10 protein-coding genes are annotated in these 13,443 nt (G+C 72.3%); 5 read left to right on the forward strand and 5 right to left on the reverse strand.

Annotated elements, in window-relative coordinates; translation table 11 throughout:
- Window positions 1-216 precede the first annotated feature (216 nt).
- The 5 genes from rhaS to JGS39_RS08630 all read right to left on the reverse strand — a co-directional run bounded on the left by rhaS (window position 217) and on the right by JGS39_RS08630 (window position 6,915).
- The gene (gene rhaS, locus JGS39_RS08610) at window positions 217-1,305 is read right to left on the reverse strand and encodes a rhamnose ABC transporter substrate-binding protein (protein ID WP_219568157.1); all 1,089 of its coding nucleotides are present in this window, start codon (window positions 1,303-1,305) and stop codon (window positions 217-219) included.
- A 135-nt stretch (window positions 1,306-1,440) separates the two neighbouring features.
- The gene (locus JGS39_RS08615; protein ID WP_236063504.1) at window positions 1,441-2,472 is read right to left on the reverse strand and encodes an ABC transporter permease; all 1,032 of its coding nucleotides are present in this window, start codon (window positions 2,470-2,472) and stop codon (window positions 1,441-1,443) included.
- Window positions 2,473-2,488: 16 nt separating this feature from the next.
- The gene (locus JGS39_RS08620; protein WP_219568159.1) at window positions 2,489-3,544 is read right to left on the reverse strand and encodes an ABC transporter permease; all 1,056 of its coding nucleotides are present in this window, start codon (window positions 3,542-3,544) and stop codon (window positions 2,489-2,491) included.
- Window positions 3,541-5,070, reverse strand: coding sequence for a sugar ABC transporter ATP-binding protein (locus tag JGS39_RS08625; protein ID WP_219568160.1), 1,530 nt, complete (start codon window positions 5,068-5,070; stop codon window positions 3,541-3,543). The genes JGS39_RS08620 and JGS39_RS08625 overlap by 4 nt, the downstream gene beginning before the upstream one ends.
- Before the next feature lie 597 nt (window positions 5,071-5,667).
- Complete coding sequence (locus JGS39_RS08630; protein WP_219568161.1) at window positions 5,668-6,915, reverse strand: cytochrome P450; 1,248 nt, start codon at window positions 6,913-6,915, stop codon at window positions 5,668-5,670.
- Window positions 6,916-7,171: 256 nt separating this feature from the next.
- Here JGS39_RS08630 and JGS39_RS08635 point away from each other — a divergent pair, with 256 nt between their 5' ends.
- The 5 genes from JGS39_RS08635 to JGS39_RS08655 all read left to right on the forward strand — a co-directional run bounded on the left by JGS39_RS08635 (window position 7,172) and on the right by JGS39_RS08655 (window position 13,409).
- A complete protein-coding gene (locus JGS39_RS08635; RefSeq protein WP_219568162.1) occupies window positions 7,172-7,435 on the forward strand; it encodes a hypothetical protein in 264 nt (87 codons plus the stop codon).
- Window positions 7,436-7,544: 109 nt separating this feature from the next.
- A complete protein-coding gene (locus JGS39_RS08640) occupies window positions 7,545-8,741 on the forward strand; it encodes a radical SAM protein (RefSeq protein ID WP_219568163.1) in 1,197 nt (398 codons plus the stop codon).
- Window positions 8,738-10,117 (forward strand): MFS transporter, encoded by a 1,380-nt coding sequence (locus JGS39_RS08645; protein WP_219568164.1) that lies wholly within the window; start codon window positions 8,738-8,740, stop codon window positions 10,115-10,117. Before JGS39_RS08640 ends, JGS39_RS08645 begins: the two co-directional genes overlap by 4 nt.
- A gap of 50 nt (window positions 10,118-10,167) precedes the next feature.
- Window positions 10,168-12,300, forward strand: coding sequence for a prolyl oligopeptidase family serine peptidase (locus JGS39_RS08650; RefSeq protein WP_219568165.1), 2,133 nt, complete (start codon window positions 10,168-10,170; stop codon window positions 12,298-12,300).
- Window positions 12,297-13,409: a glycosyltransferase gene (locus tag JGS39_RS08655; protein WP_219568166.1), complete on the forward strand. Its 1,113-nt coding sequence runs from the start codon at window positions 12,297-12,299 to the stop codon at window positions 13,407-13,409. Before JGS39_RS08650 ends, JGS39_RS08655 begins: the two co-directional genes overlap by 4 nt.
- Window positions 13,410-13,443 lie beyond the last annotated feature (34 nt).

Genomic DNA, 13,443 nt, shown 5'->3' on the forward strand with positions numbered 1-13,443 from the left:
CCGGACAGGCTCCCGCGCCTGCCTTCCCGCAGCCGCCGGGTCGCCGTGGTCAGGCCCCGGGCGTGGCGCGCGAGTCCCGCCCACGGGTCCTGGTCGGCGCGGTCCCCGAGGCCGGTCACCGTCCAGCGGCGGGCTGTCGGACCGGGGACGTCCAGCTCGTCCCGGGCCGGCGGCACCGCGACGGGAGCGCCGGGCCGGGACCGGACCGCGAAGGGCTCAGAACTTGAACTGATCGATGTTGGCCTTGTCGAAGACGGTCGGCTTGCCGAGCAGGACCACGCCGTCCTTCCCGATCGTGAACGAGCCCAGGTCGCCCGCGGTGAAGGTCTCCCCCTCGGCACCGGTGATCCGGCCGGATTCCAGGGCGACGGCCGTATGGGCGGCGAGGGCGCCGAGCTTCGCCGGGTCCCAGAGCTCGAAGGCCTCGACGGTGCCGTTCTTGACGTAGGCGCGCATGTCGTTCGGGGTGCCGAGGCCCGTCAGCTTGACCTTGCCCCGGTACTTGGAGCCGGACAGGTACTGGGCGGCCGCCTTGATGCCGACCGTGGTCGGGGACACGATCCCCTTCAGGCCGGGGTGCTCCTGAAGCAGTCCCTGGGTCTGCTGGAAGGACTTCTGGGCGTCGTCGTCACCGTAGGCCGTCTTGACCAGCTTGATGTCCTTGTACTCGGGCTTCTTCAGCTCGTCCTTCATGAAGTCGATCCAAGTGTTCTGGTTGGTGGCCGTCTGGGCCGCCGAGAGGATCGCGATCTCGCCCTTGCCGCCGATCTGCTTCGCCAGCAGCTGGATCTGGGTACGGCCCAGGTCCTCGGCACTGGCCTGGGAGACGAACGCCTGACGGCAGCCGGTCTGCGTGTCGGAGTCGTACGTCACGACGCTGACGCCGTTCTTCATCGCCTGCTTCAGTGCCGTGCACAGGGCGCCCGGGTCCTGGGCGGAGACGGCGATGGCGTCGACCTGCTGCTGGGTGAGGGTGTTGACGTAGGAGACCTGTCCGGATGTGTCGGTGCCGCTGCTGGTGCCGACCTCCTTGTACGTGGAGCCGAGCTGCTCCAAGGCCTTCTTGCCGCCGCCGTCCGACGTGGTGAAGTAGGGATTGTTGACCTGTTTGGGCAGGAAGGCGACGGTAAGACCCTTCTTTATGGCCTTGTTCGGGTCCGCCTTGCCGGTGGCGGCGGCCGGGCCTGCCGCCTTGTTCGCGGAGTCCTTGGTGGTGCCGGAACAGGCGGTGGCACCGAGGGCGAGAACGGCGGTGACGGCGAGAGCCGCGGTCAGCCGGGCGCTTTTGGCGGTGGGGCCGTACATGACGGGTTCCTTTCGCTGCCGCGAGCCGCGGGGGCCGGCGTGCGGATGTCCGGATGGTGACGGAGTACGTGCGGGTCGTTGCGGCTCCGCGGTGATGTGGCATCGGGAGCCTGCGGACGGGGTGGCGCCCCGCATTCAGGAGGTGCGGGGTGAAGGCGGGACGACCGCGGCCCGGGTTCTCCTGCGGGCCCGGGCCTCGGAGACCTGGCGGCCGACCCGGGGGGCGAGAACGGAGATCACCAGGAGGACGCCGGTGACCACGATCTGGGACTGGGCGGAAACGTTGGTCAGGCTCATGACGTTCTGCAGCGTGCCGAGCAGCAGCACACCGGCGACGGCTCCGCCCAGGGTCCCCTTGCCGCCGTCGAAGTCGATACCGCCGAGCAGCACCGCCGCGATGACGGACAGTTCGAGGCCGGTGGCGTTGTCGTAACGGGCGCTCGCGTAGTGCAGCGCCCAGAAGACGCCGGTCAGCGCGGAGATCAGTCCGGTGGTCACGAACATGGACAGCTTGAGCCGCTTGACCCGGATGCCCGAGAACCTCGCCGCCTCCTCGCCGGCACCGGTCGCGAACAGCGAACGGCCGGTCGGGGTGGCGTGCAGGACCACGACGGCCACGGCGAGCAGCACGGTGAAGGGGACGGCGGCGTACGGAACGAAGGTGTCGCCGATCCGGCCGGACCCGAAGTCGAGGTACTGGGTGGGGAAGTCGGTGACGGAGTCGGAGCCGAGGACGATCTGCGCGATTCCGCGGTAGGCGGCCATGGTGCCGATGGTCACGGCGAGGGAGGGCAGTCCGAGCCGGGTGACCAGCAGTCCGTTGATCAGACCGCAGACGACACCGAGCAGCAGGCACAGCGGGATGATCGCCTCGATCGTCATGCCGGCGTTCCACAGCGCGCCCATCACCGCCCCCGACAGGCCGGCTGTGGAGCCGACGGAGAGGTCGACCTCTCCGGAGACCACCAGCAGGGTCATGGGCAGGGCGATCAGGGCGATCGGCAGGGTGTTGCCGATCAGGAACGACAGGTTCAGCGCGTTGCCGAAGTTGTCGACGAAGGAGAACGAACAGACCAGGAGGGTCAGCAGCAGGACGCCGACGGCGGTGTCCCAGCGGACCGCTCCACCAAGGCGGGCCAGGGCCGGTGGCCGAACGGCGGGGGCCATGGTGGTGGTGGTGGCGTCAGGCATGGCGGGCGCTCCTCGTCCGTGCGGCCTTCTTGCGCAGCGCCGCGGCCACCCGCAGGGCCAGGATCCGGTCGGCGGCGATGGCGAGCAGCAGCAGGAAGCCGTTGATCGCGGTGACCCAGACCGAGCTGACGCCGATGGCCGGGAGCACGCTGTTGATGGAGGTGAGCAGGAGAGCGCCGAGGGCGGCGCCGTACACGGTTCCGGAGCCGCCGGTGAAGGCGACACCGCCGACGACGACGGCGCTGACCACGGTGAGTTCGTATCCGTTGCCGGTGGCGGAGTCGACGTTGCCGAAGCGGGCCAGGTAGAGGGCTCCGGCGAGACCGGCCAGCGCGCCGCAGAGGACGTACGCCGTCATGATCCGCGCCCGGACGGGGATGCCCGCGAGCCGGGCGGCCTCGGGGCTGGAGCCGAGGGCGTAGAGGTCGCGTCCGCTGTGGTAGCTGCGCAGGTAGTACGCGACGCCGGCCAGTACGGCTGTGGCGAGCAGGGCGAGGTAGGGCAGTACCCAGATCCCGTCGTGGCCGAAATCGACGAAGCCGGCGGGCAGTGCGTCGGCCGTGATCTGGCGCGATCCGACCCAGATGGAGTCGATGCCCCGGACGATGTAGAGGGTGCCCAGGGTGACGACGAGCGCGGGAACCTTGCCCAGGCTCACCAGGGCTCCGTTGAGGACGCCGAAGAGCGCGCCGAGACCGACTGCGAGCAGGACGGCGACCAGTGGACTGCCGCCGTCCCGGAGGTGGATGCCGGCGGCGAAGGCGGAGATGCCGAGGACGGAGCCGACCGAGAGGTCCACGTTGCGGGTGATCACCACGACTGCCTGGCCTGTGGCGACCAGGACCAGGATCGTCGCGTTCAGCAGCAGGTCCTTGACGCCCTGCTCGGACAGGAACTCGGTGTTGGAGAGCTGGGTCGCGCCGAGTATCAGGACGAGGACGAGGGCAACGGCCAGTTCGCGGGCCTTGAACACCCTGTCCACGAGTCGCCGCGAGGCGTCGGGCGGGGGTGCGGGCTGCTGCCGCACCGGGTCTGCGGTCACGGTCATGCCGCGGTCCTCCCTCGGTCGGCACGGCCGGTCGCCGCCGCCATCACCGCCTCCTCGGTCGCCTCGGATCCGGGGATCTCGGCGGTCAGCCTGCCTTCGTGCATCACCAGCACGCGGTCGGCCATGCCGAGGATCTCCGGCAGGTCGGAGGAGATCATCAGCACCGCGACTCCCTGTGCGGCCAACGAGGAGAGCAGCCGGTGCACTTCGGCCTTGGTGCCGACGTCGATGCCCCGGGTCGGCTCGTCCACGATCAGCACCTGTGGGGAGGTGGCCAGCCACTTGGCGAGGACGACCTTCTGCTGGTTGCCTCCGGAGAGCGTGCCGACGACATGGGCGAGCCGCGCGTACTTGACCTGGAGCCTGACCGCCCAGTCCACCGCGCGGTCGCGTTCGGCGGCACGGTTCATCAGACCGGCGCGTGTGGTCGCGGCGAAGCCGGTGAGGCCGATGTTGCGCTCGATGGACATGTCCATCACCAGGCCCTGGGCCCGGCGGTCCTCGGGGACGAGGGCTAGGCCCGCGGCCATCGCCGCACTAGGGGCGCCGGTTCGCAGTCTCCGGCCCAGGACCTCGACTTCACCTCCGTCGAACCGGTCGACGCCGAACACGGCGCGGGCCAATTCGCTGCGGCCGGCCCCGACCAGTCCCGCCAGGCCCACGATCTCGCCTCGCCGGACTTCGAAGGAGACGTCCGTGAAGACACCCTCACGGGTCAGCCGGCGTACTCCGAGGGCCACTTCGCCGATCTCCGTGCGCTGCTTCGGGTACAGGTCGTCCAGGTCTCGGCCGACCATCCGGCGTACGAGGTCGTCCTCGCTCAGACCTTCGAGCGGTTCACTGGAGATCAGGGCGCCGTCGCGCAAGGTGGTGACACGCCGGCAGAGCGCGAAGATCTCCTCCAGACGGTGCGAGATGAACAGCACCGCCGCGCCCTGCGACCGGAGCGTCCTGACGACGCCGAACAGCCGGGCGACCTCGCTGCCGGTGAGCGCCGCGGTCGGCTCGTCCATGATCAGGACGCGGGCGTCGAAGGAGAGGGCCTTGGCGATCTCGACCAGCTGCTGGTCGGCGATCGACAGCCCGCGCGCCGGCCGGTCCGGGTCGAGGTCGACGCCGAGGCGTTCGAACAGCTCTGCTGTGGCCCGCCGGACCGCCCGGTGGTCCACCCGGCCGAACGAGCGGCGGGGCTGACGGCCCACGAAGATGTTCTCCGCGACGGACAGGTCCGGGAAGAGCGTCGGCTCCTGGTAGATCACAGCGACGCCGGCGTCGCGGGCATCGGCCGGGCCGTGGAACCCGACGGGCTCGCCGTCCAGCAGGACGGTTCCCGTGTCGGGGCGGTGCACACCGGCGAGCACCTTGATCAGCGTCGACTTTCCGGCACCGTTCTCGCCGGCCAGGGCATGGGCCTCTCCGGCGTACAGCCGCAGGGACACGCCGCGCAACGCCCGTACGGCACCGAAGGACTTGCTCACCCCCTCCAGCTCGAGTACCGGGGTCGTCTCCGGTTCGGGGTGCTTCATGGCTGTTCTCCCGTGCTTGTGGCGACCAGAGGGCTCGTCATGAAATGTTTCAGTGGAGTAGCCGGGAAGCTAGCCCCGCCCCGATCAACACGTCAAGGGGTGTTCCGCGTTGAGCATCACGAAACGTCAGGAGGCCGGAGAAAACGTTGTCAGCCCGCAGTGGACTGCCAGGGCACGCCCACGCGGACCGGTCCGGACCCGCGACGACACGATCCGGCAACAGCTCCCGCCGCCCGGCGAAAACTCTTGACTCCTCATGCGTGGGCGGTTAATTTCACGACGCGGTATGAATCGATTCATCACCGGGCAAAATCACCGGGCTGAGCTACGGCCGCTCAAAGTGTGCGAACCGATGCCGGCGCAGGCCCGGGTCCGGAGCCCGGAGGCGCCGGGTGAACGCCGTTCGCGAGGCACGGCATCACCGGACGTGAACCAAGGGCTGTCCCGCGATTCCTGGTGTATCGGCGCACGGCGTCGGATGCGGTGCACCGCCAGGCGGCGAGGCGCCCGCACGCTGGATGTATCCGGGCGTTTCGACAACGCGGCGAGGTGCCGTAGCTATCGTTTGGGCGCCCGCCAGGGATCGCGGGACAGCCCTCAGGCGCGGCCGCGGGGCAGCACGGGCAGGGCGGCCAGGCGGCGGTGCAGATAGCCGCCGCCCCAGGTCAGTTCATCCAGCGGCACCGCCGGGGCCAGTCCGTGCCAGCGGCCGAGCAGGGTGGTCAGGGCCACCGTGAGCTCCAGCCGTGCCAGCGCCGATCCGGGGCAGTAGTGCGGGCCCAGACCGAAGGTCAGGTGGCGGCTCGCGGTGCTCCGGTCCGGATCCAGCGTTCCGGGGTCGGCATGGCAGCGCGGGTCGTGATTGGCCGCCGCCACGGACAGCAGGACGCCGCTGCCCGCCGGAATGACCGTGGACCCGAACCGGACGTCCTCCAGCGTCACTCGCTTGGTGCTGAAGGGACCCGGAGTGTCCCAGCGCAGCAACTCGTCCACCGCACGCGGGATCCGCCCGGGTTCGTCCCGCAGGGACCGCTGCACTTCGGGGTGGCCCAGCAGGGCCACCACACTCATGCCGATCGCCTGCACCGTGCTGTCGAAACCGGCCAGCAGCAGCATCGCCAGGAGGGAGGCCACTTCGTCCTCGGCCGCACCGCCCTGCTCACGCCATGCGGCAAGCACACGGGAGACGACGTCGTCACCCGGTGCGGTGGTGCGGAGGGCCATCGTGGAGCGCACGAAGACGTCGATCCGGGCCACGCTCTCCTCGATCGTGGCGGCGGTGCAGCCCGCCTTGTCCGCGAGGCAGGCCACCGGCTCGTAAAGGGCGGCCCGCTCCTCCTCCGGCACGTCGAAGACCTCGCACAGCGACAGGAAGGCGAGCGGGCGCGCGAAGGCGTCCATCAGCTCGACCGGGCCGTCGCCGCGGGCCGCGTCGGCCGCGTCGAGGAGTTCGCCGGCGGCTCGCTCGATCCGCTCGCGGTGGGCGGCCATACGCGCCGGGGTCAGCGCCGGCGTCGCCAGACGGCGGATCCGCGTGTGGTCGGGCGGGTCGTAGTTGACCAGCGTCAGATCGAGTGCGCGGCGGCGCACGCCGGGATCGGGAACGCTGCCGCCGCTCAACGAGAGCCGGGGGTCCCGGAATCCGGCCCGCACGTCCTCGGCACGGGTCACCAGCCACACCGGCCGTCCGGCCGGCGTCCTGACCCGGGCCACGGGACAGGTCTCCCGGATGTCGGCCAGCGCCTCGGCCGGCCGGTTCAGGAAGCCGGCCCCGAGCGGCTGCGGCAGCGGCTGCTGCCCTGCCGGCGCGGGCGCGCCGGCCGTGACGGCGGGTTCGGTGTCCATCCGAAGGCGTCCTCTCGCGGTCGCGGAGTGTACTGGGGCCACGCTAGGAACGGCCGGTTGCCCGCCGGTTCGTGCCCGGTGGGATTGCGGTATGCCCGCGCGCCCGCCGCACCGGCCCGCCCACACGCCGACCAGGACGATTCACCGCGCGACAACCGGATGCGAACCGGTCCCGAACCTCCTGCTCCTAGCTTCCTGGCGGTCGGCGCAGCACCGCCGTCCGTCGTCCCGATCGCCCGTCGTATGGAGGACCAACATGGCCGAGAACGTCGAGCCCAACGAGACCCCCGCCGAGGACGCCCCCGAGGTCGTCGCACACGTCGAGTCGCCTGTCGGCTGGTGCGGCATCCACCAGGAGGTGGCCGAGGAGCCCGAGGTCATCGCGCACTCCGAGGCGCCCGTCGGCTGGTGCGGTGTGCACCAGGAGGCGGCCGAGACCGAGGAGCCCGAGGTGATCGCGCACTCCGAGGAGGGCGAGGACACCCCGTGGTGCGGCGTCCACCAGGAGCAGAACGCCTGATCCGGTCAACCGGTCGGCCCTCCTCGGTCGCGGCGGCGCACGACGCCGCCGCGGCCGGGGTTCGCTCCGGCCGACCCGCTCCTGCCACCACCCCGACCCGGAGGTTGCCGTGCCCGGTACGCAGTCTGTCGCCGTCCCCGCCGCCGGGGCCCGTCTGATCCACGCCGACAGGGGGTGGTGGTTCCTCGGCGCCGGCGGATACGCGCTGATGCGGCCCGGCCAGGTGGGGCCGGACGGCACCCTGCGGCCCTCGGCGGAGCGCTATCTGCGCGAGGCGGGTCTGTACGACGTTCGGCCCTACACCTCGTACTCGCTCACCGTGCTGACCAGCACGGACTGCAACCTCGGTTGCGGATACTGCTTCCAGAACACCGCACAGGATCCCAAGGGCGGCAGCCGGCCGCCGCGGATCCAGCACGCCCGCCTGACACCCGAAGCCATCGGACAGGTACTGGACTTCACCCGTGAGCGCATGGACGCGGCGGGGATGGACCGGCTGGCGCTCCTGCTGTTCGGCGGTGAGCCGCTGCTCAACCCGCGGGGCTGCCGCGACCTGCTCACCCGAGCACGGGAGCTGGGGCCCCTCACCGCGTCGATGACGTCCAACGGCACCCTGCTGACCCCGCTGATCGCCAAGGAGCTCAACGCGGCGGGTCTCGGCTCCGTCCAGGTGACCTTCGACGGCGACCGGGCCGACCACGACTCCATCCGGGTCAAGCGCTCCGGGGGCGGCACCTTCGACGTCATCGTCTCCAACATCGCGCGCGCCATCGAGAAGACCTCGCTGCGCTGGATGCTGCGGGTCAACGTCTCCCATCTCAACCGGAACGGCGTGGACGAGCTGGTCGAGCGCCTCGGTGCCCGACTCGATCCGGCACGCTGCGGCATCCACTTCGCACGGGTCGGTGACGTGGGCGTCGGCTACGCGAACAACCTCATGCACGAGGACGGCCTCGTCGGGGACTTCGTCCGCTGGCACGCCCGCGCGCTGGAACTCGGCTTCATGGTGGCCCGTCCGCGCGCCCATGTCCCCTGCCAGGCCTGCTCCTTCAGCGACGGACGCTACGGCGCGGTCATCAACGCCGACGGCGTCCTCGCCAGTTGCTGGGAGACCGCCGGCAAGCCCGGCATGGAGGTGGGCACCCTCACCGACGGCTATATGACCGCCGAGCAGACGGAGGGCCGCTGGGTCAGCTGCCACGACCATTACCAGTACGACGAGGAGGCGGCCGTCCGCGCCACCTTCCAGGACCGGGTCGACGCCGGTGTCCTGGACTGCCTCAACGCCGTCGGACGGCTGGGATGAAGAGCGCCGGCATCCTGCGCACCAACCCCGACTTCCGCCGCTACTGGCTCAGTTCGACCCTTTCCACGCTCGGTTCCCAGCTGTCGCTGCTGGCCTTCCCCCTGCTCGTCCTGTCCATCGGCGGGAGCGCCGCGCAGGCCGGCACGGTGGCGACGTGCTCGATGGTGACCCGGACGCTGTTGCGTCTGCCCGCCGGCCAGTTCGCCGACCGGCTCGACCGCCGCATGATCATGGTCGGGACCGATCTGGTGCGACTCGTGGCGCTGGCCAGCATTCCGCTGGCGTCGGGGCTGGGAGAGCTAGGCCAGACGCATCTGCTGTGTGTGGCCATAGTGGAGGGCGCGGCCACCGCGCTCTTCTCCCCCGCGGCCACGATCGCCGTGCGCGACGTGGTGCCGGAGAAGGATCTCACCGACGCGCTGAGCCGCAGCCAGACCGCCATGGCGTCGAGTTCGCTGATCGGGCCGTTCCTCGGCGGCTGGCTGTTCACCCTGGACCCGATCCTCCCGTTCGCGGTCGACGCCGCCTCGTACGGGGTGTCCGCGCTGCTGCTGCTGCGGATGGGCACGCTGCCCTCCCAGAAGGTCCCGGACACCGAGCGCGACAACCGGCTCACCGCCGGGCTGCGGTGGCTCACGCACCAGCGGGCGCTGCTGGCGGCGCTGCTCTTCGCCGCGGGCATCAACATCGTCTCGGCGGCTGCCCAGACGACCATGGTCGTCTCCCTGCGCCAGAGCGGCGCCGGCGGGACGGCGATCGGAGCGGTGATGGCCTGCGCCGGCATCGGGGGGCTGCTCGGCGCGGCCGCGGCGCCATGGCTGATCAAGAGGAACCCGGCCGGCCGGATGTTCCTGCTCATCGGCACCGTCTGGGCACTCGGACTCGCCGTGTTCTCCGCGACCACGCAGCCCTGGGTGATCGGCCCGGTCCTGGTGGTGGTCGTCTTCTTCAGCCCGCCTGCGGGCATCGTGGTCGGCCGCGCGATCCTCGTACTCGCACCCCGCGATCTTCTGGGCAGGGTCAGCACGGCGACCGGGCTGCTGATGGCCGGTCTCGCCTCCGCCGGACCGGTCATGGCGGGCGCGTTCGTGGACTCCATGGGCGGGAGCCGCACCTGGCTGATCCTGGCCGGGGCAGCCGCGGTGGTCACCGTGGTCTCGTCGGTGCCGCTGCTGCGCGAGACCAGTCTGGACGCCACTGGCGACGCCGGCAACGGCAACGACGGCGCGAACGACCGCGGCGACTCGGACACCGCCCTGCCCTCCGAGCGGCCGGCCGGCGAGCCGCATCCCGAACAGGCCGCCCCTGACGGCACGGAGCCCGTGGGCCTGATCCCCGCGCCTCCCGCACCGCGCCAGGGCACCGGCGGCAGCTGACCCCGCCCTCCGCCCGTGTCCGCCGTGACCGTCCTCCCAGGAGTGCCGCGATGACCGTGTCCCCGCCCCGCGACGCCGGGCCGACGCCGGCCCGGCCCGCCTACCCGGCCGCTCCCCGCAGCGGACCGGTGGAGCTCGTGCACGGACAGCCCGTGGCGGACCCCTACCGCTGGCTGGAGGACCCCGAGGACCCCGCCACCGCCGCGTGGAGCGCCGCCCAGGACGTGCTCCACGCGCAGGAGGAGGCGCGCTGGCCGGGCCGGGAGGCGCTCCGCGAGCAGATGGCGGCGCTGCTCGCCGGCGGTGGCAGCGGCCCGCCGGTGGTGCGCGGCGGGCGCGCGTTCCACCTGCGCAGGGAACCGGGGCATGAACTGGCCGTGCTCGCCGTCCGGGAGAACGGCCGGACCCGGGTGCTGCTCGACCCGCTGGCGACCGACCCGTCGGGCACCACGGTGCTCGACGCCTGGGAGCCCTCGTGGGAGGGCGGCCTGGTGGCCGTACAGCTGTCCTGCGGTGGTACGGAGAACTCGGTGCTGCGGGTACTCGACGCGCGGACCGGCGAGGTGGTGGACGGGCCGCTGGACCGGGTCCGCCGCTCTCCCGTGGCGTGGCTGCCGGGCGGCCGGGCCTTCTACTACGTACGCCGGCTGCCGCCGCAGGAGGCCGTCGGCGCGGGCCGTCACCGCCGTGTGTATCTCCACGAGGTCGGAAACCCGGCCGGGCTCGACACGGAGATCTTCGGCGCCGGACGGCCGGAGACCCAGTACTACACCGTGGCCACCTCCCCCGACGGCCGCCTCCTGGTCATCGGCGCCAGTGAGGGCACCGCGCCGCGCACCGACCTGTGGACCGCCGACCTCACCGTGACCGGCCCGGACCGGCCCGCACTGCGCCGCTTCCAGCACGGCACCGACGCGCACACCGCCGTCCGCCTCCGGCCGGGCCGCGGTCCCCTGCTGCTCCGGACGACCGCCGGCGCCCCGCGCGGCCGGATCGCCGCGGCCCGTCGCGACGCCACTGGCCCCGGTCAGTGGCACACCCTGGTCGGCGAGCAACCCGGCACCGTGCTCCAGGACTTCGCGGTCCTGGACGGCCCGGCACTTGACCGGCCCCTGCTGCTGGTCGCACGGACCCGGCACGCGGTCGGCGAGATGACCCTGCACGACGCACGGACGGGCGCCCTCGCCGGGTCCGTGACCCTGCCGGGGCACGGGTCGGTCTCGCGACTGACCACACGTCATGACCCGGGGCACGAGGCGTGGTTCGCGTACACCGACCACGTCACCCCCAACGTCGTCCTGCACTACGACGCGGTCACCGGGCGCCTGCGCCCCTGGCCGGCCGACTCGGCGGCCGGCCGGCCGGCCGACGGGGTGAGAGTCACCCAGGAGGTCGTGCGTTCCCGTGACGGAACCGACGTGCGCATGTTCGTGATGTCTCCCGCGGGACGTCCCGACCGGCCCCGCCCCACCGTCCTCACCGGGTACGGCGGCTTCGGCGCTTCGATGACGCCCGGCTTCACCCCGCAGGCCCTGCCGTGGGTGCGGGCCGGCGGCGTGTACGCGGTGGCCTGTGTGCGCGGCGGCGGCGAGGAGGGCGAGGAGTGGCACCGGGCCGGGCGCCGCGAGCACAAGCACAACACCTTCGACGACTTCGACGCCGCAGCCGACCATCTGCTCCACGCCGGATGGGCCGCGCCAGGCCGTCTCGGCGTCCTCGGCAGTTCCAACGGCGGTCTGCTGGCGGCGACCGCGCTGACCCGCCGTCCGGAGGCCTACGCGGCCGTCGTGTGCGCGGCGCCGCTGCTTGACATGGTGCGCTACGAGCTGTCGGGGATGGGGGCGAGCTGGCGCGACGAGTACGGGAGCGCCGAGGACCCCGACGCCTTCGCGCGGCTGCTCGCGTACTCCCCGTACCACCGGGTGCGCGAGGGCGCCCGCTACCCGGCCGTGCTGCTGGCCGTCTTCGACGGCGACACCCGGGTCGATCCCGCGCACGCCCGGAAGATGTGTGCCGCCCTTCAATGGGCCGGAACGGGTGACGGACCGGTGGTGCTGCGTACCGAGCGCGGCGTCGGTCACGGCACGCGCGGCGCCTCGCGCAGTGCCGGCCTGTACGCGGACGTGATGGCCTTCTTCGCCCGCTACCTGGGCCTCGACCTGACGGGGGACGTCCCGGCATGAACGTACTTCTGTGCCCGCTGAGCGACCCGGGCTACCTGTACCCGGCCCTCGCGGCCGGCCGGGAACTGAGCCGCCGCGGCCATACGGTCCAGGTGCTCGCCGGGCAGCAGGCCGAGGCAGCGGTCACCGCGGCGGGCCTGACGATGTCGGCCGTCACGGACCCCACCGCCCTGTCGGTGACCCACTGGACCGTCCGCGGCCCCGAACAGCACACGGCGGTGGCGCGTGCGGTCCGGCGGCTGCGGCCCGATGTCCTGGTCACCTCCGTGCTCTGCCACGGCGCTCTGGTGGCCGCCGAGAGCGCCGGGCTGCCGGTGGTGGTCCTCGGACTGGCGGCGTACCTGTGGTCGTACCGCACGGGGCCGGCGGACGAGTGCGGCCGCGCGTGGCGGCTGGCGGAGACCGTGAAGCACTACGCGTCGGTGCGGGAGGCGGCCGGTCTCGCCCCGCGGCGCGACCGGTTCGCGGACACCCCGCTGCTCGGCGCCGCCTTCCTGCTGCGCGGGCACCCCGCCCTGGAGGTGCCCGGCGCCGAACTGCCCGGGGCCGTAGGGCATGTCGGTCCCTGCTGGTGGGAGCCGGAACCGCCGGCGGCCGAACCGCTGCCGGATTCCAAGCCCCTGGCGTACGTCCATCTGGGCCGTACCTTCGGCGGCACCAGCCTCTGGCCGCGGCTCAACACCGCCTTCACCTCGGGCACGCACCGGGCCGTCGTGGAACTGGGGCGGTCGGGTGCGCCCGAGGCCGCACCGGGCGCCGACCTGATCGTGGGGCGTCGTCGCTGGATGGGGCCGCTCGTGGAACGGAGCGACCTCGTCCTGACCAATGCGACATCGGCCCCCGTGCTCGCCGCGCTCCTGCACGGCAAGCCGCTGCTCGTCGCCCCCAACGGCTCGGAGCAGAAGGTCCTCGCCGCCGGCTGTCTGCGCGCGGGTGTCGCCCGCAGGCTCCCGGAGCCCGGTGCCCGTGCCGAGGCCCTGCGGGCCGCGGTCCACGACACCGCCCGCGACCATGGGCTGCGTGCCCGCACGGAGGAGGTGGGCGGCCTGCTCGCCGACGGCAAGAGCGAGGCGCGTGCCGCCGACGCCGTGGAATCGGCGGCACGCTGACCCCGGACGGATCGGCCGGCACGACGCCCGGCTG

The sequence above is a fragment of the Streptomyces poriferorum genome (assembly GCF_019399235.1).
Taxonomy (GTDB): domain Bacteria; phylum Actinomycetota; class Actinomycetes; order Streptomycetales; family Streptomycetaceae; genus Streptomyces; species Streptomyces poriferorum.

Excerpts from the sequence above, each read along its gene's own strand:
- JGS39_RS08625 (WP_219568160.1), bottom strand. The coding sequence starts at position 5,070 with ATGAAGCACCCCGAACCGGAGACGACCCCGGTACTCGAGCTGGAGGGG.
- JGS39_RS08650 (WP_219568165.1), top strand. The coding sequence starts at position 10,168 with ATGACCGTGTCCCCGCCCCGCGACGCCGGGCCGACGCCGGCCCGGCCC.
- JGS39_RS08645 (WP_219568164.1), top strand. The coding sequence starts at position 8,738 with ATGAAGAGCGCCGGCATCCTGCGCACCAACCCCGACTTCCGCCGCTAC.
- JGS39_RS08635 (WP_219568162.1), top strand. The coding sequence starts at position 7,172 with ATGGCCGAGAACGTCGAGCCCAACGAGACCCCCGCCGAGGACGCCCCC.
- JGS39_RS08620 (WP_219568159.1), bottom strand. The coding sequence starts at position 3,544 with ATGACCGTGACCGCAGACCCGGTGCGGCAGCAGCCCGCACCCCCGCCC.
- JGS39_RS08655 (WP_219568166.1), top strand. The coding sequence starts at position 12,297 with ATGAACGTACTTCTGTGCCCGCTGAGCGACCCGGGCTACCTGTACCCG.
- rhaS (WP_219568157.1), bottom strand. The coding sequence starts at position 1,305 with ATGTACGGCCCCACCGCCAAAAGCGCCCGGCTGACCGCGGCTCTCGCC.
- JGS39_RS08615 (WP_236063504.1), bottom strand. The coding sequence starts at position 2,472 with ATGGCCCCCGCCGTTCGGCCACCGGCCCTGGCCCGCCTTGGTGGAGCG.
- JGS39_RS08630 (WP_219568161.1), bottom strand. The coding sequence starts at position 6,915 with ATGGACACCGAACCCGCCGTCACGGCCGGCGCGCCCGCGCCGGCAGGG.